A 24456-nucleotide genomic window follows, 5' to 3' on the forward strand; every position below is an offset into this window, starting at 1 on the left:
GCCTAAATATTAAATTATTTTACTTGCATACCGGCAGTCACACCGCTATCAGCTGAAAGTAAGAATAAATCACTTCCACCAGTACCAGCGGAGAGAATCATTCCTTCTGATACACCGAATTTCATTTTGCGAGGAGCCAGGTTTGCTACCACAATAACAAAACGACCTTCTAATTCTTCAGGTTTGTTGTAAGCCGCTTTAATGCCAGAGAATACTTGGCGAGTATGGTCACCTAAATCTAATTCAAAACGTAAGAGTTTGTTTGATTCAGGTACTGCTTCGCATTTCAGTACTTTTGCCACACGCATATCGATTTTAGCAAAATCATCAATGGTAATGGTATCAGCAATTGGTTCGACATTTGAAAGAGCGGTCGCTTTTGCCGCTGTTTTTTCTGTCGCTTTGTTTGCTTCAGCGAAAAGTGCTTTAGTTTCTTCTACAACAGCATCAATTTGTTTTTTCTCTAAACGAGAGAAAAGGGCTTTAAATGGAGTAAGCTGATGACCAAATAATGGCTGTGCAATATTATCCCATGTTAGTTCTGTTTGTAAGAACGCTTCTGCACGTTCAGCCAGTTTCGGAAGAACCGGTTTTAAGTAAGACATTAATACACGGAAAAGCTCGATACCCATTGAGCAAACTGCTTGTAATTCACCCTCTTTGCCTTCTTCTTTTGCAATGACCCAAGGGGCTTTTTCATCAATATATTTATTAGCTTTATCGGTTAATGCCATGATTTCACGAATCGCTTTGTTGTATTCGCGGCTTTCATAATAAGCAGCAATTTGTTCAGCTTGTGCAGTGAATTCATTGAAAAGCGCTTCATCTTCTAGTTTATCTGCTAATTTGCCTTCAAAACGTTTTGTGATAAATCCAGCATTACGAGAAGCCAAATTGACTAATTTATTCACGATATCCGTATTGACACGTTGAACGAAATCTTCCAAATTGAAATCAAGATCTTCAATGCGATCGTTTAATTTCGCTGCATAGTAGTAACGCAAACATTCTGGATCAATGTGATTTAAATAGGTACTGGCTTGGATAAATGTACCGCGTGATTTTGACATTTTTGCACCATCTACGGTGACATAACCGTGCGCAAATACATTGGTTGGTTTGCGGTATTCGCTCCCTTCTAACATCGCTGGCCAGAATAGGCTGTGGAAATATACGATATCTTTACCGATAAAGTGATAAAGTTCTGCATCGCTGTTTTCTCCCCAGAATTCATTAAAATCAATACCTTCACGATCGCAGAGATTTTTGAAAGAAGCCATGTAGCCGATTGGGGCATCTAGCCAAACATAGAAGAATTTATCTTTAGCTCCTGGGATTTCAAAACCAAAATAAGGTGCATCACGAGAGATATCCCATTGTTGCAAACCACTTTCAAACCATTCTTGCATTTTGTTTGCAATTTCCGGTTGAAGTGAGCCAGAGCGAGTCCATTCTTTTAACATCTCTTCAAAAGCGGGTAAGTCAAAGAAGAAATGTTCAGATTCTTTGATGATTGGTGTTGCACCAGATACAGCTGAACGAGGATTAATTAAATCCATCGGGCTATAAGTCGAAGCACAAACTTCGCAGTTATCACCATATTGATCTTCAGCTTTACATTTTGGGCAAGTCCCTTTGACGAAACGATCCGGTAAGAACATGTTCTTTTCAGGATCGAATAACTGAGAAATGACTTTTGTTTTAATGAAGCCTTTTGCTTTTAATTTATTGTAAATGTCCGCAGTGAGTTGTTTATTTTCTTCACTGTGAGTAGAGTGATAGTTATCAAAACTGATATTAAAACCTGCAAAATCACGTACGTGATCGGCTTTTGCTTTTGCGATTAATTCTTCTGGTGTGATACCTAATTTATCAGCATTAAGCATGATTGGTGTGCCGTGTGCATCATCAGCACACACAAAATAAATTTTATTACCACGCATACGCTGAAAACGCACCCAAATATCTGCTTGAATGTGTTCTAACATATGGCCTAAATGAATGGCACCATTTGCATAAGGTAATGCACATGTGACTAAAATTTTACGAGGTTGAGTTGTCATTATTTTTCTCTTATTCTTTTTGCAAAAATTGCGAGTATGTTACCCGATTAGTGCGATTTTTTCTAGTTTAGTTATACTTTTAGCTTAACATTTGAGGGGGAAAAGGGGTAGAATATCCCTGACAAATTTACTCTACTACCTACTACTATTAAAGGAATGTTATGGCAACTGCTTTTTCTGAAAATTTAACAGCAGAACAACAAGTTCAGGTTCTGCAACTTTTCCAACAATTTCAACACCCAAGTTTGCAAAAAGATTTAATCGCATTAAATACTTTGAAGAAAGTAGAAAAAGGTGGCGATGTATTGCGTATTGAATTACAACTGCCTTTTGCATGGAACACTGGCGTAGAGCAAGTGAAACAACAGCTTTCTGATGCATTATTAAAAGCAACGGATAGCAAAGAAATCAAATGGGTAGTGAATTATCAAATCGCAACGTTAAAACGTGCGAATAATCAACCCGCTGTAAAAGGTGTGAAGAACATCATTGCAGTGACTTCAGGTAAAGGCGGGGTAGGGAAATCATCCGTTTCGGTGAATCTTGCGCTTTCTTTACAAGCTCAAGGTGCTCGCGTAGGGATCTTAGATGCAGATATTTACGGTCCATCTATTCCACATATGTTAGGTGCGCCGCATCAACGCCCAACCTCACCAGATAACCAACATATCACTCCAATTAAAGCGTATGGTTTATCTGCAAACTCGATTGGTTTCTTAATGGATGAAGACAACGCAACCATTTGGCGTGGTCCAATGGCAAGTAGTGCATTAAGCCAGCTTTTAAACGAGACCTTGTGGGATAGTTTAGATTACTTAGTGATCGATATGCCTCCGGGTACAGGTGATATTCAGTTGACCCTTTCACAACAAATCCCAGTAACGGGTGCGGTAGTGGTCACAACACCACAAGATATTGCATTATTAGATGCGGTGAAAGGTGTATCGATGTTTGAACGCGTATCTGTGCCAGTGTTAGGTATTGTGGAAAATATGTCTATGCATATTTGTAGCAATTGTGGACACCACGAAGCGATTTTTGGTACCGGTGGTGCAGAAAAAATGGCACAAAAATACAATGTGAAAGTATTAGGTCAGTTACCGTTGAATATCCAAGTTCGTCAAGATTTGGATGCGGGTAAACCAACCGTAGTTGCCGCGCCAGACAGTGAAATTGCGAAATCTTTCTTAGATTTAGCGGAGAAAGTATCAACCGAGCTTTACTGGCAAGGTTCTGTGATTCCAAGCGAGATTTTATTCCGCGAAGTGAAATAATCACAAAAACATCATAAAAATTAACCGCACTTTAGGTCATCCAAAGTGCGGTTATTTTTTATCTAAATTTGCTTATTTTAAATGATCCGCATCATTCATTTTCTCAACGTGAAAACCGTTCTCATCGTCATAATGTACAACACTAATTGATGTATTAATAAGTGATACCGATTTATCTTCATCACGGTGGTTTTGCCAGGTTGCGCCGTTTAACAAGGCAAGCAATAAACGCAAGGTATGGCCATGAGACACAATAAGAATATTACCTTGATCGTGGATCTTAATAATATCTTGTAAGGCTTTCATGGCACGTTTGCCTAATTGTTCGAATGTTTCTCCGCCATTTACTTGAGCTTTGTAATTGGCAGGATCTTTAATGAGTTGTTTGAACTCTGGGTGTTCTCTTAACGTATCAACAACTTTGCCTTCCCAAGAACCAAAATACTGTTCGTTTAAACCTTGGTGATGGAAAAGGGGAATATCACGTTCACCGATAATGTGAGAGGCGGTTGCGATAGTGCGGTTTAATACGCTGGAATAAGCAGCAATGAAAGGAATATGATTAAGTGCCACACCTGTTTTTTTCGCACCAATAACGCCTTCTTCTGTTAAAGGAGAATCGCCATGACCTTGCATTAAACCTTCTGTATTCCAAACAGTTTTACCATGGCGAATGAAATAAAAAGTTAGCTGTTTTTTCATTTTTCATGTCCATAAAAAAGATTAAGGAAGCCGAAACTTCCTTAATCATGATTTTAACGGGAGTAATAACCTGCCATTGAACTATATACGGCATTTTCTGCCTGAATGATGTTGTATTTTGCATTCAAGATAGAAAGTTGAGAACTTTTCTCTGTGTTTGCCGCGGCGAGCCATTCACGTAATTCAGATACACCAGCATTGTAACGATCACGATAGTATTTAGTGATGCGTTGGTTATAGCTGTGTGTTTTTTGCAAGTTAGCAAAAGCACTTTGTGCTTGTGTATAGGCGAAGTAGTTGGTATCTACATCGTTCAAGGCTTTAGTAATGCTTTGCTCATAGTTTAAACGTGCGGTTTCATAATCTGCTTCAGATATTTTCACGTTCCATTTAACCGTGTTCCAGTTGAGGAATGGTAGGCTAATGCCAATTAAACCTGTACCAACAGGATTGTGTAATGCGTTACCGACCTTAGTGCCACTTGATGTTAAGCTGCCACCTAAAGTCACTTCAGGGAACCAACCTTTTTCAGTTGCTTTTGCATTTTTGAATGCACTACTTAAGCGATATTGATAGCCTTTTACATCAGGACGGTTTGCAATCACAGAAACAGGTACATTTAAATTTACGCCTACATTTTTTACATTAAGAATGTGTGGGAAGTTGATATTTAATGCTTCTTCTGGTTTTAAGTTCAGTAAGTTACGTAAAGTTTGTTCTGCTGTTTTACGTTGTGTTTGATAGTTGATCAAGTTGTTACGTGCGTTCAATACCGCTTGTTGTGCTTGATCTACACTTGCGCTGTCTGCAACACCTTGAGATAAACGACGTTGCATAATGCTGCTAATGTCGTTGTAGTATTTAATGCTTTCTTGCGTGGTGCTGATTGCATCATTCAAGTAGGCAATTTGATAATAGGTTGTTATAACAGAGTTGATAAGTGAAAGTTTCGTTGCTTCTAAATCTTCAGCCGTTGCTTTGTGTGACCATTCGGCGGCATCAGCGGTATCCGCTAAACGTTGCCATAGATCTAACGTATAACTCACATTTAATGCACCTTTATGACTGATGGTTGAGTTGCCACCAGTTTTCAGATTTTTACCCGCAGAAGATTGGGTTGAACCGCTAAATGCCGGAATTAAATTCGCGCCTGCAAGGTTTGCATTATATAAAGCACGGTTTACGGCAATAGACGCTTTGGCTAAATCTTTGTTGTTGACTAATGCTTGTTCTACCACACGATTTAATTGTGAATCATTGTAAAGCGCCCACCAGTTTTCTTTTACATTAAATTGTTTGGTGATTTCCGCATAATTTTGGTAATCCTGCTGGCTCGCTTTATAAGAATCGCCGATGTTAGCACAACCTGCTAGAGCAGTTGCTATCGCGATTGCTAAGGTTAATTTTTTCATTTTTAACATGGATTTTTCCTTTCTTTTTAATTAAAGTGCGGTCAAAAATTAGTAAGAATTTTAACCGCTCTTTTGTGTTTTACAAAATTTCTTTATTCTCTCGCAAGGGCGGTAATTGGATCTAATTGTGCCGCACGTTTTGCCGGCATATAACCGAAGATCACACCAATCAGGGTAGAGAAGACCACCGCTGCAACAATTGAGCCAGTTGAGAATGCCATCGTAAAGTCAGTCATAAATACGTTAAATAGCAGACCGATTAAGCCCGAAAGCAGAATCCCCGTCACGCCGCCAATTAAACAAATCAGCACGGCTTCAATTAAAAATTGTTGCAGAATGTTAAATTGTCTCGCACCAATAGCCATGCGCACACCAATTTCTTTGGTTCGTTCAGTGACAGAAACCAACATGATATTCATCACACCAATACCGCCTACAATCAATGAAATAAAGGCAATGGAAGAAATAAGCAATTTCATTGTGCCAGTGGTACTTTCAATGGTTTGTTTAATAGTGTCACTATTCATGATGAAGAAGTCTTTTTTGCCATGACGCATGGTCAGCAATTCAGTAATTCCTTTTTCAGCGACAGTAGTATTCACCGAATCATCCACTTTAACGGTAATTGAACCAATTTTTTTGCTACCCGAAATACGATTCATCACGGTGGTGTAAGGCGCATAGAGATTAAGTGAACTACTTGCACCGCCCATTTGTTTATCAGATACCACGCCGATAATACGTAATGGACGTTTATTAAACATCACAATTTTGCCAATAGGATTTTCATCTGGGAAAATCGACTTTTTCGCACTTTCATCGATTAAGGCTACTTGGTTGTTATCAGCGACATCTTGAGCCGAAAATAAATTACCAGATTTTAGTTTTAAGCCATCTACATCAAAATATTGTTCGCCTACACCTTTTAAACTGGTCGAGGAGAAAGTTTGATTACCATAAATTAATGTGCCACTTGATGAGCTATTTGGCGTGACACTTTGTACATAGCTTTGTTGATTTAAGGCAGTGGCATCATTAATTGTAAGGTTCTGCATCTGTTCAGCACGACGATCGCCAAAGCCTGTACCATTAAAGATGGTCATGGTACTTGTACCAATACCTTTGATATTCTCTAAAATTTTTTGCTGTGAACCATTTCCCAATGCCACGACGGAAACCACGGAGGTAATCCCGATAATAATCCCGAGCATGGTTAAAAGAGAACGCATTTTGTGGGCGATAATCGCACTCACAGACATACGAAAGGCTTCGACAAATTGATCTTTGCTAAACCCAAAGTGCGGTTTAGATTTGGTTTGATTTTCGACCGCATTTTTTACCGCCTCTTTTTGTGTATCGCCAATGATTTCGCCATCTTTAATTTCAATCACGCGATTCGCACTGGCGGCAATTTCACGATCGTGGGTTACCATAATAATAGTGTGGCCTTCTGCGTGTAATTGACGCAGAATTTCCATTACATTTTGTCCGCTTTGCGAATCTAATGCACCAGTGGGTTCATCGGCTAAGATAATTTCACCGCCATTCATCAACGCACGCGCAATACTCACACGTTGTTGCTGACCACCAGAAAGCTGGCTGGGTTTATTTTGCCATTTATCGCCTAAACCTAATTTTTCTAAAAGCTGTTTTGCACGAGAAAGACGTTTTTCTTGCGACATTCCTGCATAAATTGCAGGCAAGGCAACGTTTTCTGCTGCGGTCAAGCTCGACAATAAGTTATAGCGTTGGAAAATAAAACCGAATTTTTGGCTACGTAAATCTGAAAGCTGATCTTTGCTTAATTCAATAGTTTCTTTGCCATTGATTTTGTAAGAACCACTGGTTGCCGTATCCAAGCATCCGATGATATTCATCAAGGTCGATTTGCCGGAACCTGATTGCCCAATAATCGCGACAAAATCGCCTTTTTCAATATTTAAAGAGACATTCTTTAAAATATGAACGCGATTTTCGCCTTCACCGAAGTAACGGTTGAGATCCTTAATTTCAATAATATTCATTAATTTTCTACCGCACTTTTAGAACATTCTTGGACCACGAGGCATGGAGCCTACTTTTTCACCATTGGCCACTTGTGACACGATAACTTTTTCACCTTCGTTTAAACCAGATTTGATTTCAGTCTGGAAATCATTTTGTACACCGGTTTCAACTTCACGCTGTTCAGGCTGATTTTTGTTATTCAATACATTCACGAAGCTTTTGCCATCACGTTTTTGAATAGCCATATTGGAAACCAATAACACATCTTTCGCATTGGCAATTTTAATGTTGTTTTCTGTCGTCATTCCGATGCGTAAGGTACGATCAGGGTTATCAATTAAAACATTGGCGTAATAGTAGATCGCACTGGTTGTGGAGCTGCTACTTGAACTTGTCGAAGATGACGTTGAAGAACTATCACTTGTCGTGGTATTGGCTGGATCAACAGAATTAATGACGGAGTGATACACCGTTTGGCTATCCGATAAAATAGTAAAGCTAACTTCTTGACCTGCTTTAACTTTAGTAATATCGCCTTCTGAAATTTCAGGCTTAATTTTCATTTTGCTTAAATCAGCAATGGTTACAATCGTTGGAGTCGTTTGGTTGGCATTAACAGTTTGACCTTCAGAAACGGGCACGGAAATAACAGTACCGTCCATTGGTGCGGTGATTTTGGTGTAGCCCACATTGGTTTCTGCGGTATTCACTTCAATTTCAGCTTGTTTGATATTGGCTTCAATGGCTTCCATTTCAGCTTTCGCATTATCAAGTGTGCTTTTTGCAGTATTCAAACTATCGAAAGACGTCGCTTTTTGTGTATAAAGTTTTGATAAGCGGTTATAGCTTGAAAGGGCTACATCATAAGCGGTTTTCTTCGCTTTTAATTGAGCTTGATAGCTGACTAATGCGGCCTTTTTGGTATTTAAGGTATTAATTTGGGTTGTGGAATCAATATCCGCGATCATTTCGCCTTTTTTGATTTCTTGCCCTAATTTGACATAGAGTTTAGTGATTTTACCTGAAGCTTGAGCACCAACATCAACTTCATTCACGCTTTCAACTGAACCAGAAGCGACAACTGTTTTTTCCACATTACCACGGGTAACGGATTCCGTCAGATAGGTGGTTTCTTGTTTGTTATTGTTTGAGAAAAAATAATAAGCTGCGCCAGCAGCAACTGCTAATCCAAGTAAAATAAAAAAGCGTTTTTTCATAAAGACTTTGTTATCCTAAATAAAAATGAACGTTTGTTCAGTAAAGTGGTATTCTAAAGGTAAACTTTTCAGTTTGCACGAAAAATCTTCAAGTTAGACCTAAAAATTCTAAAAAATTCAGTCATTAATTTAATGAAAGTGCGGTTAGTTTTGTGATCAAATTCACAACGCCAGACTTTTCGTATAGAATGGGGAAATTATTTTCAATTTATTGAGAAATTTATGAGCAATACAGAACACACTCTAGAAAATGCGGAAAATGCCCGCACACACAATTTCATTACTCAAATTATTGATGAAGATTTAGCTTCGGGTAAACACAAAAGTGTTCATACTCGTTTCCCACCTGAGCCAAATGGCTATTTGCATATTGGCCACGCAAAATCGATTTGCTTAAACTTTGGCTTAGCAAAAGAATATAACGGTTTATGTAACCTACGTTTTGACGATACCAATCCGGTGAAAGAAGACGTGGAATATGTGGATTCCATTAAAGCCGATGTGGAATGGTTAGGCTTTAAATGGGAAGGTGAACCGCGTTATGCATCTGATTACTTCGATGCACTTTATGGCTATGCGATTGAGTTAATCGAAAAAGGTTTAGCCTATGTAGATGAACTTTCACCAGACCAAATGCGTGAGTATCGCGGTACATTAACTGAGCCAGGTAAAAACAGCCCATATCGTGATCGTAGTATCGAAGAAAACCTCGCGTTATTTGAAAGAATGAAAAACGGTGAGTTTGCCGAAGGTACATTAAGTCTTCGTGCAAAAATCGACATGGCTTCACCATTTATGGTCATGCGTGATCCCGTGCTTTATCGTATTAAATTTGCGAGCCATCACCAAACTGGTGATAAATGGTGCATTTACCCAATGTACGATTTCACTCACTGTATCTCTGATGCGATTGAGCGTATTACACACTCTTTATGTACATTAGAGTTCCAAGACAACCGTCGTTTATATGACTGGGTGTTGGAAAATATTAGTATTGAACGTCCATTACCGCATCAATATGAATTTTCACGTTTGAATTTAGAAGGTACATTAACGTCTAAACGTAAATTATTGAAATTAGTGAACGACGGCATTGTAGATGGTTGGAATGACCCGCGTATGCCAACCATTTCAGGTTTACGTCGTCGCGGTTATACCCCGGCTTCGTTACGTGAATTCTGCCGTCGTATTGGTGTGACTAAACAAGATAACGTCGTAGAGTATTCTGCGCTTGAAGCATGCATTCGAGACGATTTAAATGAAAATGCACCACGTGCAATGGCGGTGATTGATCCTGTTCGCGTAGTGATTGAAAACTTTGAAGGCGAAGAAACCTTAACGGCACCAAATCACCCGAATCGTCCAGAATTAGGTGAGCGTCAATTACCGTTTACAAAAGAGCTTTATATTGATCGCGCAGACTTTCGTGAAGAAGCAAACAAACAATATAAACGTTTAGTATTAGGTAAAGAAGTGCGTTTGCGTAACGCTTACGTGATTAAAGCGGAGCGTGTCGAAAAAGATGCAAATGGTGAAATCACCACCATCTTCTGTACTTACGATCCAGAAACCTTAGGTAAAAATCCATCCGATGGTCGTAAAGTGAAAGGGGTGATTCACTGGGTATCTGCAGTCCATCATCACCCAGCAGAGTTCCGTTTATACGAGCGTCTTTTCACCGTACCAAATCCAGGTGCAGCAGAAGACATCGAAAGCGTGTTAAATCCAACCTCTTTAGTGGTGAAACACGGTTTTGTAGAACAAAGCCTTGCAAATGCAGAACCAGAAAAAGGTTACCAATTTGAACGCGAAGGTTATTTCTGTGCGGATAACAAAGACAGCCGCCCAGAGCACTTAGTGTTTAACTTAACCGTAAGCTTAAAAGAAGGCTTCTAATTCTAAACAACAAAGTGCGGTCAAAAATCACGTAAATTTTGACCGCACTTTTTTATTGGTTTCACTATGCAATTTGAATCTCATTTTTGGCAAACAAAATCGCTCCTTGAAATGACGGAATCCGAATGGGAAGTCTTATGTGATGGCTGCGGGAAATGCTGTTATCGGAAATATATTCAAGGGCGGGGCAAGCGTGAAAAACTCTATTACACGCGCATTGCTTGCAATCTATTAGATGTGGAAACAGGGAAGTGTCGTAATTATCCTGAACGTTTTAAAATCGAAAGTGATTGTACGAAATTAACCAAAAAGAATTTGCCTGATTTTGGTTGGCTGCCGAATACCTGTGCCTATCGTTTATTGTATGAAGGTAAACCTTTGCCCGAATGGCATCCCTTAATCAGCGGTGATCCTAATTCAGTGAAAAATGCAGGTATTTTAATTCCAGATGGCGTGCACGAAGAAGATGTCATTGATTGGTTTGAATTTGTCATTGAAACTGAATAATTTAAATTTCGTTGTTTTTTTATTCTCTTTAAACTTTGTTTTTTGATTTAGGTCACAATTTGCGAGATTGGCAATTGTATTTCAACCCTGCTTACCTATAATACTTAATAAGTATTATGTAGATATGTTATCAGTTGTATGCAAATGACCTCATCCATTAAACAATCCGCTGAAAAACTTGGCATTTCACTTTCCCATTATGATATTGACGGGCATTTAATTTATGCCTCGCCAAGCTCTATTGATTATTTTATCGAGCAGTTGCAATTTCCGCCGAATATTGGACAAAACCAACCGTTCCAAGATGTAATTTGTGCCTTTGAAAATGAACCCATTCATGATGATTTAACCGCGTTTTCTTCTCCTCTTGATGCTTTTTTGCGTTATCAATTGCTCGACGAGCAAAACCAAATTCAGTTTGAAAAAACCATTCCATATTCAACAGCACTTTCATTCATTGCCTGCTTTGCCTTTTATCTATTATCGTTTAATGCTTTTTGCCGCTCAACAAACGAGAAAATACAATCGGTTGTAAATAATCAAGCTTGCAAAGCATAAAGGAGTATGTCATGACGAAATTAGTCGCTCAATCAGTAATTAATTCATTTTTTGATGGCAAACATGCCGATCCTTTTGCTGTATTAGGCATGCATGAAACTCACAATGGTATTGAGATTCGTGCTTTATTACCCGATGCAGATAAAGTCGAAGTGATTGACAAAGAAAGTCAATCCATCGTTGTCGAACTAGAAAAACTGGATGACCGCGGATTTTTTGCTGCGATTGTGCCAGAGATTCACCATTTCTTTACCTACCAATTAAAAGTGTATTGGGGCGTAGAAGCCCAAATTATTGAAGATCCGTACCGTTTCCATCCAATGATTAATGACTTGGATCAATGGTTATTAGCGGAAGGTTCGTTATTGCGTCCTTATGAAGTATTAGGTGCACATTTTACTGAATGTGACAGTGTACCGGGCGTAAATTTCCGTGTATGGGCGCCAAATGCTAAGCGCGTTTCGTTGGTAGGTGATTTTAATTATTGGGACGGTCGTCGTCATCCAATGCGTTTCCATCCGGCAAGTGGGGTATGGGAATTATTCTTACCCAAAGCTAGCCTGGGTCAACGCTATAAATTTGAATTGATTGATTGCAACGGCAACCTTCGTTTAAAAGCTGACCCTTATGCATTCAGATCGGAATTGCGTCCAGATACAGCATCAGAAATCAGCATGTTGCCAGATGTGGTCGAAATGACGGAGCAACGTCGTAAAGCGAACCAACGTAATCAACCTATTTCGATTTACGAAGTACATTTGGGATCATGGCGCCGTAATTTAGAAAATAATTTCTGGCTAGATTACGACCAAATTGCCGATGAGCTTATTCCTTATGTAAAACATATGGGCTTTACCCATATCGAGTTTTTACCACTCTCCGAATTTCCATTCGATGGCTCTTGGGGCTACCAACCGATAGGGCTGTATTCACCAACGAGTCGTTTTGGTACACCAGAAGGCTTTAAACGCTTAGTCGAAAAAGCGCACAAAGCAGGCATTAATGTGATTTTAGACTGGGTGCCAGGGCATTTCCCTAGTGATACACACGGTTTAGTGGCATTTGATGGTACAGCCTTATATGAACATGCTGACCCACGTGAAGGCTATCATCAAGACTGGAATACCTTAATTTATAACTATGGTCGTAATGAAGTGAGAAACTTCTTATCCAGTAATGCACTGTATTGGCTTGAGCGATTTGGTGTAGATGGTATCCGTGTAGATGCGGTCGCATCAATGATTTATCGCGATTATAGCCGAGCTGAAGGCGAATGGATTCCGAATCAATATGGCGGTCGTGAAAATTTAGAAGCCATTGAATTCTTAAAACATACCAACTGGAAAATCCATTCTGAGGTGTCCGGTGCTATTTCGATTGCGGAAGAATCCACTTCTTTCGGTGGCGTAACCCATCCGACAGAAAATGGGGGGCTTGGATTTAATTTCAAATGGAACATGGGCTGGATGAATGACACCCTAAGTTATATGCAACTCGATCCAGTTTATCGTCGTTATCATCATGACAAAATGACCTTCGGAATGATTTATCAATATAGCGAGAACTTTGTGTTACCGCTTTCTCATGATGAAGTCGTACATGGAAAATGTTCGTTACTCGGCAAAATGCCGGGCGATACATGGCAAAAATTCGCTAATTTACGTGCCTATTACGGTTATATGTGGGGCTATCCAGGCAAGAAATTATTATTCATGGGGAATGAATTTGCTCAAGGTCGTGAATGGAATTATGAAGAAAGTTTGGATTGGTTCTTACTTGACGAAAACCATGGTGGCCTATGGCATAAAGGCGTATTGCAATTAGTCAAAGATTTGAACGGAATTTATCAAAAAAATGCACCGCTCTTTGAATTAGACGGTGAACCGGAAGGCTTTGATTGGTTAGTGGTAGATGATGCGGAAAATTCAGTCTTTGCTTTTGAACGTAAAAGCACTAAGGGTGAACGCATTATTGTGATCAGCAACTTCACCCCAGTACCACGCGAAGGCTATCGTATCGGTGTGAATGTTGCGGGTGAATACGAAGAAATTTTGAATACTGACTCAATGTATTATCAAGGTTCAAACGTAGGTAATTTTGGCTTGGTAGAAAGCGAAGCGATCGCAAGTCACGGACGTGAAAATTCGATTAGCGTGACCATTCCGCCACTCGCAACGATCTATTTAAAATATAAAGCATAACAATCGCGAAAAACACAATGTTTAGTATTTATAACAATGGCAAACCTTCCCCAATGGGATATTCTCAAACGCTGGAAAACGGCCTAAAAATTTCGAATTTTGCGCTGTTTTCTAGTGCGGCCGATGCTGTTGAACTTTGTTTGTTCCGTGATGGCAAAGAAAGCCGTTTTGCCATGAGCAGAACCGATGATATTTGGCATGTGGCAATTGAAGGCGTTGAGTTAAATGATGAGTATGCGTTCAGAATCACAGGCAAAAATAACCGCACTTTAGCCAATCCGCAAAAGTTAATGCTTGATCCTTATGCCAAAGCAGTAAGCCATAAACCGGATTTAAGCTCACCAGAATCTCGTTCAATTTTCGTGTTAAATGATGAACGAGATAATGCCGCCGTTGCACCTAAAGGCCACATTATTGACGAGCATTTTGATTGGTCAGGGGATTGCAAACCGTCCATTCCTTGGGCTCAAACCATTGTGTATGAACTGAATGTTAAAGGATTTAGCCAATTAAATTCCCGTATTCCAGAAAATATCCGGGGTACTTATGCGGCGTTAGCTCACCCTGAAAATATTGCGTATTTTAAATCATTGGGTATTACCAGCCTTGAATTGCTTCCAGTGAACTTCTTCATTGATGAACCGCATTTGCAAGAAAAAGGATTACGTAATTATTGGGGCTACAACCCACTAGCCATGTTTGCTTTAGAACCAAGTTACGCAGCTGATCAAAAACAGCCTTTAAATGAGTTTAAGAGCATGGTGAAAACCTTGCATCAAGCGGGCATTGAAGTGATTTTAGATGTGGTGTTTAACCATACGGCTGAATCTGAAAAAACGTTCCCAACATTTTGCCAACGCGGTATTGATGATAAAACCTATTACTGGCAAAGCGAGCATGGTGATTACCTCAACTGGACGGGTTGCGGCAATATGCTCAATCTTTCTAATGATGTCACTCGCAAATGGGTATTAGATTGTTTACGTTACTGGGTAACAGAATGTCATGTGGATGGTTTCCGTTTTGATTTAGCCACGGTACTTGGTCGTGAAACGCCTGATTTCAATTCGAATGCAAAATTGTTTGCGGAAATGGAACAGGATGAGGTTCTACAAAAAATTAAATTAATCGCAGAACCTTGGGATATTGGTCATTACGGCTATCAAGTTGGTTATTTTCCTGCTTATTTCTCTCAATGGAATGATCGTTTCCGCGATGATATGTGCCGTTTTTGGTTGTGGCAAAGTGGTGAAGTGGGGGCCTTTGCAGAACGTTTTGCTGGCTCTAGCGATATTTTTAAACGAGAAGAACGATTACCGCATGGTAGCTTGAACTTTATTACTGCTCATGATGGTTTTACGTTACGAGATTTAGTGAGCTATAACCATAAACACAATGATGCTAATGGTGAAGAGAACCGTGACGGACGCAATGAAAATTATGGCTACAATCATGGCATAGAAGGTTCTCAACTGGATTTAGCTGATGAATGGCAAAGTGCGGTCGAAAATAACCGTGTTTTATCAGAAAAAGGTTTGTTAGGCTCTTTATTACTGGCAAATGGTGTACCCATGCTGCTTGCTGGAGATGAGTTCGGCAACAGCCAATATGGCAACAACAATGCCTATTGCCAAGATAACGAAATTACGTGGTTAAAGTGGGATGATTTTAACCAAACCTTATTTGACTTTACCAAGCAAACCATTGCATTTCGAAAAAAAATTCAAAGTTTGCAACAGGAGGCTTGGTGGTCGGATGAAAATGTCGAGTGGTTGAATACTGGGGGAAACCCTATGACACTAGACGATTGGCATAATCGGGAAAGCAAAGCCCTACAAGTTATGTTGGACGGCAAATATCTTTTCTTAATTAATGCAAAAACTGAACCGCAATCTTTTTATTTGCCAAAGGGTAAATGGAAAAAGATTGCCGAAACTGAAAATAGCGTGATTCAACAATGTGATGTGAGCGGTATAGCATTTGAAGTGTTGGAACATATGGATGATGAAAACGATGGAGTTTGTTATGAAAAGCGATCTTAATAAATATGAATTAGTTAAAGATACTTTAGTGCTTATTTTGGCTGGTGGTCGTGGTTCCCGTTTACATGAATTAACCGATAAACGTGCTAAACCTGCGTTATATTTTGGCGGTAATCGTCGCATTATTGATTTTGCGCTTTCCAACTGTATTAACTCAGGCCTGAATCGCATTGGTGTCGTGACCCAGTATGCCGCTCACTCTTTATTACGCCATTTACAAACAGGTTGGTCATTCTTACCGCAAGAGCGTGGTGAATTCGTTGATATGTTACCTGCCCGTCAACAAATTGATGATTCTACGTGGTACCGTGGTACAGCGGATGCGGTGTATCAAAATATGGCGATTATCCGTAATCACTATCGTCCAAAATACATTTTGATTCTTGCAGGTGACCATATTTATAAACAAGATTACAGTGTCATGTTGATGGATCACGTGAGAAGTGGAGCAAAATGTACAGTAGGTTGTATTGAGGTACCGCGTTCTGAAGCGAGTGAATTTGGTGTCATGGCGGTAAACGAAAACCTTAAAGTGAAAGCCTTCGTTGAGAAACCAAAAGATCCACCAGCAATGGTTGGTAAACCAGACATTTCATTAGCTTCCATGGGGATTTATGTCTTTGATGCAGAATATCTCTATAAAATGCTAGATAGAGAAGTAAACACACCTTGCACATCTCATGACTTTGGCAAAGATGTCTTGCCAAAATGCTTGGAAGAAGGCGTGCTTTATGCGCATCCATTCAGCCGTTCTTGTATGGGCCGAAACACTGAAGGTGAAATTTACTGGCGTGATGTGGGTACACTCGATAGTTTCTGGCAAGCGAATATCGATTTAGTTTCAGAGCATCCACAATTAGATATTTATGATCAAAGCTGGCCAATTCGTGGTAATCCAGTGCAGGCTTATCCATCTAAATTCTTCTATAAAAAAGCGAATGTCAAACCGGTAGATAACTCGCTTATCGGTGGTGGCTGTGTGATTACCGATGCATCTATTAGTAACTCGGTGTTGTTTGATAGAGTCAAAATTGATGAAGGCTCTTCTGTTGATCACAGTGTCGTGTTACCGCAAGTACAAATCGGTAAAAATTGTACATTGAAAGATTGTATTATTGATCGCCATTGTATTATTCCAGATGGTATGGAAATCGGTGTGGACAAAGCCCTTGACAGTAAACGCTTCCGTGTAAGTTCTACCGGTAAAGTTGTACTTGTAACCTCAACAATGTTGAAAAAATTGCAGGGTGAAGAAGTTACGAACGAAGAACATTTGGACTAAAGTGCGGTCAATTTTGACAGTGTTTTAAGTGAACTAAAAAGATTGTGCTGTTATTAATGACAGCACAATTTTAAGTATAAAAGGAAAATTATGAGAGTTTTACATGTTTGCTCGGAGCTGTATCCCTTACTCAAAACTGGCGGACTTGCCGATGTTTTAGGGGCATTGCCTTTTGCACAAAAAGAAATTGGTATTGATGCACGTATTTTGTTGCCGGCTTATCCAAAAATTTCAGCGGGCATTGAGAATACGCATGTCGTCACAGAATTTGATAATTTTGCTGGTCATGTTGTATTGCGTTATGGCGAATACAATGGCGTAGGAATTTATCTGATTGATGCACCACATCTCTATTGGCGGGAAGGGAATCCTTATCATGATACCGATTACAACGATTATGCTGATAACTATAAACGCTTTGCTTTATTAGGCTGGGTGGGAGCCGAGCTTGCGACAGGCTTAGATAGTTGGTGGAGAGCTGAAGTGATTCATGCCCACGATTGGCATGCGGGCTTAGCCGCCGCTTATCTCTTCAATAAAGGCCGTCCAGCAAAATCGGTATTTACGATTCATAACTTGGCTTATCAGGGACAATTCGCTCATCGCCATTTACATGAAATTGGATTGCCGGAAGGTATGTTCCATGTTGATGGTTTAGAGTTATTTGGCCAAATTTCATATTTGAAAGCAGGTCTCTATTATTCTGATATGGTCACAGCAGTGAGTCCAACTTATTCGAAAGAAATTACCACACCAGACTTTGCTTATGGCTTACAAGGCTTGTTAACAGGTTTACGTGAAGCTGGCAAGTTGGTGGGGATTTTAAATGGTGTTGATCAAGAAATTTGGCATCCAAGTTGTGATGCTTATATTCAGCATCACTACAAATTGAAATCCATCGCGGGTAAGAAGAAAAATAAAGCGGATTTACAAGATTATTTTAATTTGCCACAACAACCTGATGCACTTTTATTTGTGATGGTGACTCGCTTAACCGAACAAAAAGGCGTGGATTTACTGATTGCCACAGCGGATGAAATTGTTAAACAAGGTGGTCAATTAACTATTCTCGGTTCTGGTGCAAAACATTTGGAAGAAGGAATTTGCCAATTAGCACAACGTTACCCAGAAAATATTGCAGTAAAAATTGGTTATGATGAAGCACTTTCACATTTGATGGTTGCCGGTGGTGATGTCATTTTGGTACCAAGCCGCTTTGAACCTTGTGGATTAACTCAATTATATGGGTTGCAATATGGCACATTGCCGCTTGTTCGTGCAACGGGAGGATTAGCAGATACCGTGACCAACAGTACAAGTGAAACCATTAAAGAGCGTACTGCAACAGGTTTTGTATTCCAAAAAGCCGAAGCAGATGATTTACGAAGTGCTATCCAGCATGCCTTTGCCTTGTGGCAAAAACAACGTGTTTGGGCGATGGTGCGTAATAATGCCATGGCACAGGACTTTAGTTGGAAAAATGCGGCCGCTCAATATGAGCAGCTCTATTTAAGCATTTTAAACTCATAATTCAATGGATTGACTCCCTCTTCGAAATAATCGCCTTTGAAGGGGGAATTTTTGTTGTTTTTTTCGTAAAAAAGCTTAAAATTTGCGCGATTTTTTTATTGAGGTTTTATTTTCTATGATCATGGACAATTTTGATTCGCCATTTCTCTACAATCGACCAAGTCTTGATGTTGAAGGCGTGAAAAAAGCAATTGTTTATAAATTAATTTTCTTAATTGGTCGTTCACCAAAAGAGGCGAGTCAACGCGACTGGTTAAATGCAACCCTTCATGCGGTACGTGATTTAGTGACTGAAGGCTGGATTACCACCGCTCGTCAATCTCGTGCAGAAGAAACCCGTCGTGTTTATTACCTTTCTATGGAATTCTTAATCGGCCGTACACTTTCTAATGCAATGATCGCAGAAGGTGTTTATGACGTGGCAGAAAAAGCCCTGGCTGAATTAAATGTTAATTTAGAAGAGATTATTGAAAAAGAAGTGGATCCAGGTTTAGGTAACGGGGGCTTAGGTCGCCTTGCTGCTTGCTTTATGGACTCACTGGCAACATTAGCCATTCCTGCGATGGGTTACGGTATTCGTTATGAATACGGTATGTTCCGTCAAAAAATTGAAAATGGTCAACAGGTTGAACGTCTGGATGATTGGTTGGAAAAAGGTGCACCTTGGGAATTTATGCGTCCATCAAAACGTTTCAGTATTGATTTTGGTGGTCATATTTATTTTGAAGATAAAAAATGTATCTGGAATCCGGCTGAAAAAGTGACCGCACTTGCATACGACCAAATGATCCCAGGCTACAAAAATGATTCGGCATCGACTTTACGTTTATGGTCTGCTCATGGTGGAGAGTTATTTGATTTAGCTGAATTTAACCGTGGTGATCATTTAGCAGCGGTGGCAACGCGTTCCGCTAACCAAAACCTTTCTCGCGTACTTTATCCAGATGATTCTACCTGGAATGGTCGTGAGTTACGTTTACGTCAAGAGTACTTCTTGGTATCTGCATCTTTGCAAGATATTCTACGTCGCCATTTAAGAACCCATGGTACATTGGATAATCTTGCTGATAAAGTAGCGATTCACTTGAATGATACCCACCCGGCATTAGCCATTCCTGAGTTGATGCGTATTTTAATCGATTTACATGGTTACTCATGGCAAAACGCTTGGGATGTGACTCGTCGAATCTTCTCTTATACTTGCCATACTTTAATGTCAGAAGCATTAGAAACCTGGCCGGTAGAAATGATGGCGAAGATCTTACCGCGTCACTTACAAATGATTTTTGAAATCAATGATCATTTCCTTGAATATGTGAAAACGTATGTCACGACTGATATGGACTTTATCCGTCGCGTTTCACTTATCGAAGAAGGATATCAACGTAAAGTGCGCATGGGATGGTTGTCTGTTGTGGGTTCGCATAAAGTGAACGGTGTTGCGGCAATTCACTCAGATCTTATGGTGACATCAACCTTTGCTGATTTTGCTCGTATCTATCCGGAACGTTTCACCAATGTAACAAACGGTGTGACACCGCGTCGTTGGCTTGCTGTAGCGAACCCGAAATTAGCGGCTTTATTTGATCAATATATTGGTTCTGAATGGCGTTGCGATTTAAGCCAAATTGAAAAACTTAAAGCCTTTGCAGATAAAGGTGAATTTAAGCGTGCAGTTGCGGATATTAAATACGATAACAAAGTGAAATTAGCACAATATGTGAAGAAAACACTTGATATCGATTTAGATCCACATGCTTTATTTGACGTACAAGTAAAACGTATTCACGAATACAAACGTCAAATGCTTAATGTGTTACACATTATTGCACGTTATAACGAAATGTTGGCTCATCCAGAAAAAGATTGGCAGCCACGTGTGTTCATTCTAGCGGGTAAAGCGGCTTCAGCTTACTATGCAGCAAAACAAACCATTCGTTTAATTAACGATGTCGCGAATGTTATCAATAATGATGAACGCTTAAAAGGTCGTTTAAAAGTTGTCTTTATCCCGAACTACAGCGTAAGTCTTGCACAATTAATCATTCCAGCGGCAGATATTTCTGAGCAAATCTCTCTTGCAGGAACAGAAGCATCAGGTACCAGTAACATGAAGTTTGCCTTAAATGGTGCGTTAACATTGGGTACGCTTGATGGTGCGAACGTTGAGATTTTAGATAATGTTGGTGAAGACCACATCTTTATCTTTGGTAATACGGTTGAACAAGTGGAAGCCTTACGTCGCGAAGGTTATCGTCCGTTTGATTATTATCAAAATGACGAGCAATTACGTGAAGTTATTGACCAAATTATCCGTGGTGATTTCTCGCCGGAAGAACCGAACCGTTATCACTCTCTCATTCAAGGTTTACAATACCACGATTATTATCAATCTTTTGCTGATTTCCGCAGTTATGTGGAAGCGCAAAAAGCAGTAGATAAAAAATATCAAGATCGTGACGTGTGGATAGCAAGTACCATTCAAAATATGGTGAACATGGGCTTCTTCTCATCAGACCGTACAATTCTTGAATATGCGAAAAATATCTGGAAAATTGAACCGTTAAAACTCGAGAAGTAAGTTCTTTTCCACTCATAGAAAACCCTGTCGGATTATTTCCACAGGGTTTCTTTTTATGCTAAAATCCACCGTCAAATTTATTGTTCATTCAGATTAGGAAAAAGTATGAAAGTTTTAGAAGGTGCGGTAGCGGCGCCAAATGCTAAAATCGCAGTGGTGATTGCTCGTTTTAACAGTTTTATTAATGAAAGTTTATTAGAAGGTGCGGTAGATGCATTAAAACGTATCGGCCAAGTGAAAGATGAGAATATTACAATCGTTCGTGCACCAGGTGCGTATGAACTTCCATTAGTAGCACGTCGTTTAGCTGAAAGCAAAAAATTTGATGCAATCGTGGCACTAGGTACAGTAATCCGTGGTGGTACAGCTCACTTTGAATATGTAGCGGGTGAAGCAAGCAGCGGTTTAGGTCAAGTAGCAATGCAAGCTGAAATTCCAGTGGCATTTGGTGTTTTAACGACTGAAAACATTGAACAAGCTATTGAACGCGCAGGTACTAAAGCAGGTAACAAAGGCGCTGAAGCAGCATTAACTGCACTTGAAATGGTGAACCTTTTACAACAAATTGATGCGGCATAATTCCAATGACAGAGAAAAAAGAACCTGTAAAAAAAGTATCGCCACGTCGTAGAGCGAGAGAATGTGCGGTTCAAGCATTATATTCTTGGGCGCTGTCTGGTAATGCACCAGAACAAGTGGAACTCACGTTCGTTGTGGATCAAGATTTAAAAGGTGTGGATAAACCTTATTTTAGCCGCCTTTTTCGTCAAACCGTTGCGAATGTAGAAGCCGTTGATTTTTCAATGAGCCATTATTTAGATCGTGCGTTGGATGAATTAGATCCGATTGAAAAAGCGATTTTGCGTTTAGCGGTTTACGAACTTCAATTTGAGCCAGATGTACCGTATAAAGTGGCGATTAATGAGGCAATTGAAGTGGCGAAAGTGTTTGGTGCAGATGAGAGCCATAAATACATTAACGGTGTATTGGATAAAGTCGCTCCTGCATTAGGTCGCAAATAATTATTCAAATGTAGGGTAGACAAATGTCTGCCCTTTGTTTTTTGGTGCGCAGATAAAATGAGTTCGGGTGAATTTGATCTTATAGGACGATATTTCTCAATACAAAAAGGCAATCAACACTTTGTTGATTTCAGTATTGGGGATGATTGTGCGATCACTCATATTCCAGAAGGCTATCAGCTTGCGATCACCACCGATACAATGGTCGAGGGTACGCATTTTTTATCTTCTATTTTTCCCCAAGATTTAGCCTATAAAGCTATCGCGACAAATCTAAGTGATTTAGCTGCTATGGGCGCTAAACCTGCTTGGATTTCTCTTGCACTGACATTACCTGAAGTTGATGAAAACTGGCTAAGCCAATTTAGTCAAAGTCTGTTTGATACATTAAATCAATATGAGGTGACGTTAATTGGTGGCGATACAACGAAAGGCCCACTTTCTGTCACCATTACGGCACAAGGTTTCGTACCAAAAGGAAAGGCTTTATTCCGACATAACGCGAAGGTTGGAGATTTAATTTATGTATCGGGCACGTTAGGTGATAGCGCGGCGGGTTTAAATTGGATCTTACAGGGTAAAAGTGCGGTCGATTTTGATACTGAATTTTTAGTAAAACGTCATTTTCACCCAATGCCACGCGTTGAATTAGGTCAAGCCTTAATGGATGTAGCGCATTCATGCATTGATATTTCAGATGGTCTTGTCGCTGATTTAGGACATATTTTAACGAGAAGCCAATGTTCTGCAGAGATTGATTTATCCTTCTTGCCTTTATCTACATCACTCAAAAAAACATATAGCTTAGAAAAAGCAGAAGTGTTTGCATTAAGTGGCGGGGAAGATTATGAGCTTTGCTTTACGGTTCCCGCAAATAAAAAATCTGAGATTGAGACGTTATCTCAATCGTTGAATATACCTTGCACTTGTATCGGAAAAATTGTTCAGCAAAATAACAATCAGATTACTTTTTTAAAAGATGGACGTGTAATCAATTATCAAGCACCGTCTGGTTTCGATCATTTTAAGGATAAATAATGAAGAGTTCACCACTTGATAGAGTTAACTTAAAAAATCCAGTTCACTTACTTGCATTAGGTTTCGGTTCAGGATTAATTCGTCCAGCACCGGGTACATGGGGAAGTTTAGCTGGAACGATTTTAGGTTCGGCATTATTAGCTTGTCTTGGACTAAAAATCTTCTTAATTTTGACCGCACTTTGCTTTGCGCTTGGCTGTTATCTATGTCAAAAAACTGCAGATGATATGGGCGTTCATGATCACGGCTCCATTGTTTGGGATGAATTTGTTGGGGTATTTATCGTGTTAGCCGCAATTCCAACTTTATCCTTGCCTTGGATTGTCATTGCCTTTGTACTGTTCCGTTTCTTCGATATCTTAAAACCTTATCCTATCCGTTATTTTGATCAAAAACTGGAAAGTGGTTTTGGGATTATGGTAGATGATGTTTTAGCAGCAATCTATGCTGTTATCGTGATTGTGATATTACGTATTGTAGGCTTGCCATGCTAAATTTGATGATTATTCATCTTGTTGGTTTACTTTCGCCTGGCCCAGATTTTTTCTATGTCAGCCGAATTTCTGCCATGAGCTCTCGTCGAGAAGCCATTGGTGGCGTGATTGGGATTACCATTGGTGTATTAATTTGGGCTACGGCTGCCGTTTTAGGACTTGCCATTATTTTTGCCACTATGCCAATTATTCAAGGTATTGTGATGATGCTTGGCGGATCGTATTTAGTTTATCTCGGCATTAAAATGGCAAAAGTAAAAACCAATGCGGTTTTTGATGAAAAGCAGAATGCAAATGTGCCAAATCAATCAATATTAACGAGCATTATGAAAGGCTTATTGGTGAATTTATCTAATGCTAAAGTTGTGATTTACTTCAGCAGTGTGATGTCATTGGTTTTAGTGAATATTACCGAAACATCACAAATTTTGACCGCACTTGCCGTGATTACCGTAGAAACCTTTTTATATTTCTACATCATTTCAGTGCTTTTTTCGCGTTCTGTTGCAAAACAGTTTTATAGCCAATATAGTCGCTATATTGATAATGCAGCAGGGCTGATTTTTATTTTCTTCGGAATATATTTAATTTATAGTGGTGTTCAACACGCTTTAATTTGATTAAAAAAGG

19 protein-coding genes are annotated in these 24456 nt (G+C 39.6%); 14 read left to right on the forward strand and 5 right to left on the reverse strand.

Annotated features, from left to right (window positions below):
• Positions 1-14 precede the first annotated feature (14 nt).
• On the reverse strand, positions 15-2063 hold the full coding sequence (metG, locus tag O3746_RS01450) for a methionine--tRNA ligase (protein WP_371447605.1): 2049 nt from the start codon (positions 2061-2063) through the stop codon (positions 15-17).
• Between the two features lie 161 nt (positions 2064-2224).
• On the opposite strand from metG, the gene apbC reads away from it, so the two are divergent.
• Entirely contained in the window at positions 2225-3337 is a 1113-nt protein-coding gene (gene apbC / locus O3746_RS01455) for an iron-sulfur cluster carrier protein ApbC (protein ID WP_371447607.1), read from the forward strand.
• Positions 3338-3409: 72 nt separating this feature from the next.
• Here apbC and O3746_RS01460 read toward each other — a convergent pair whose 3' ends face one another.
• The 4 genes from O3746_RS01460 to O3746_RS01475 form a co-directional block, all read right to left on the reverse strand.
• Positions 3410-4039, reverse strand: a complete 630-nt coding sequence (locus tag O3746_RS01460) for a histidine phosphatase family protein (protein ID WP_371447609.1) — start codon at positions 4037-4039, stop codon at positions 3410-3412.
• A 53-nt stretch (positions 4040-4092) separates the two neighbouring features.
• Entirely contained in the window at positions 4093-5460 is a 1368-nt protein-coding gene (locus tag O3746_RS01465; RefSeq protein WP_371447611.1) for a TolC family protein, read from the reverse strand.
• Between the two features lie 83 nt (positions 5461-5543).
• A complete protein-coding gene (locus O3746_RS01470) occupies positions 5544-7475 on the reverse strand; it encodes a MacB family efflux pump subunit (protein ID WP_371447613.1) in 1932 nt (643 codons plus the stop codon).
• An 18-nt stretch (positions 7476-7493) separates the two neighbouring features.
• Complete coding sequence (locus O3746_RS01475; RefSeq protein WP_302482276.1) at positions 7494-8675, reverse strand: efflux RND transporter periplasmic adaptor subunit; 1182 nt, start codon at positions 8673-8675, stop codon at positions 7494-7496.
• 222 nt (positions 8676-8897) lie between these two features.
• On the opposite strand from O3746_RS01475, the gene glnS reads away from it, so the two are divergent.
• From glnS to O3746_RS01540, 13 genes are all read left to right on the forward strand, one after another.
• Positions 8898-10571 (forward strand): glutamine--tRNA ligase, encoded by a 1674-nt coding sequence (gene glnS / locus O3746_RS01480; RefSeq protein WP_371447615.1) that lies wholly within the window; start codon positions 8898-8900, stop codon positions 10569-10571.
• A gap of 66 nt (positions 10572-10637) precedes the next feature.
• Positions 10638-11078, forward strand: a complete 441-nt coding sequence (locus tag O3746_RS01485; RefSeq protein WP_371447617.1) for a YcgN family cysteine cluster protein — start codon at positions 10638-10640, stop codon at positions 11076-11078.
• A 144-nt stretch (positions 11079-11222) separates the two neighbouring features.
• The gene (locus tag O3746_RS01490; RefSeq protein WP_371447618.1) at positions 11223-11636 is read left to right on the forward strand and encodes a 4-alpha-glucanotransferase; all 414 of its coding nucleotides are present in this window, start codon (positions 11223-11225) and stop codon (positions 11634-11636) included.
• A gap of 11 nt (positions 11637-11647) precedes the next feature.
• Positions 11648-13837 (forward strand): 1,4-alpha-glucan branching protein GlgB, encoded by a 2190-nt coding sequence (gene glgB, locus O3746_RS01495; protein ID WP_371447620.1) that lies wholly within the window; start codon positions 11648-11650, stop codon positions 13835-13837.
• 17 nt (positions 13838-13854) lie between these two features.
• Complete coding sequence (gene glgX / locus O3746_RS01500) at positions 13855-15879, forward strand: glycogen debranching protein GlgX (RefSeq protein WP_070592184.1); 2025 nt, start codon at positions 13855-13857, stop codon at positions 15877-15879.
• On the forward strand, positions 15863-17161 hold the full coding sequence (glgC, locus tag O3746_RS01505; RefSeq protein ID WP_070592183.1) for a glucose-1-phosphate adenylyltransferase: 1299 nt from the start codon (positions 15863-15865) through the stop codon (positions 17159-17161). The genes glgX and glgC overlap by 17 nt, the downstream gene beginning before the upstream one ends.
• A 90-nt stretch (positions 17162-17251) precedes the next feature.
• Positions 17252-18691, forward strand: coding sequence for a glycogen synthase GlgA (glgA, locus tag O3746_RS01510; RefSeq protein ID WP_371447623.1), 1440 nt, complete (start codon positions 17252-17254; stop codon positions 18689-18691).
• A 115-nt stretch (positions 18692-18806) separates the two neighbouring features.
• Entirely contained in the window at positions 18807-21272 is a 2466-nt protein-coding gene (locus tag O3746_RS01515; RefSeq protein WP_371447625.1) for a glycogen/starch/alpha-glucan phosphorylase, read from the forward strand.
• A 105-nt stretch (positions 21273-21377) separates the two neighbouring features.
• On the forward strand, positions 21378-21851 hold the full coding sequence (gene ribE, locus O3746_RS01520; protein WP_005695997.1) for a 6,7-dimethyl-8-ribityllumazine synthase: 474 nt from the start codon (positions 21378-21380) through the stop codon (positions 21849-21851).
• A 5-nt stretch (positions 21852-21856) separates the two neighbouring features.
• Positions 21857-22294: a transcription antitermination factor NusB gene (gene nusB / locus O3746_RS01525; RefSeq protein ID WP_049366976.1), complete on the forward strand. Its 438-nt coding sequence runs from the start codon at positions 21857-21859 to the stop codon at positions 22292-22294.
• A gap of 57 nt (positions 22295-22351) precedes the next feature.
• Positions 22352-23332, forward strand: coding sequence for a thiamine-phosphate kinase (thiL, locus tag O3746_RS01530; RefSeq protein ID WP_371447628.1), 981 nt, complete (start codon positions 22352-22354; stop codon positions 23330-23332).
• A complete protein-coding gene (locus tag O3746_RS01535) occupies positions 23332-23826 on the forward strand; it encodes a phosphatidylglycerophosphatase A (protein ID WP_371447630.1) in 495 nt (164 codons plus the stop codon). The genes thiL and O3746_RS01535 overlap by 1 nt, the downstream gene beginning before the upstream one ends.
• A complete protein-coding gene (locus O3746_RS01540; protein ID WP_178161542.1) occupies positions 23820-24446 on the forward strand; it encodes a LysE family transporter in 627 nt (208 codons plus the stop codon). Before O3746_RS01535 ends, O3746_RS01540 begins: the two co-directional genes overlap by 7 nt.
• Positions 24447-24456: the final 10 nt, after the last annotated feature.

This window comes from Haemophilus sp. 27098_8_127, from assembly GCF_041433495.1.
Classification (GTDB): Bacteria; Pseudomonadota; Gammaproteobacteria; order Enterobacterales; family Pasteurellaceae; genus Haemophilus_D.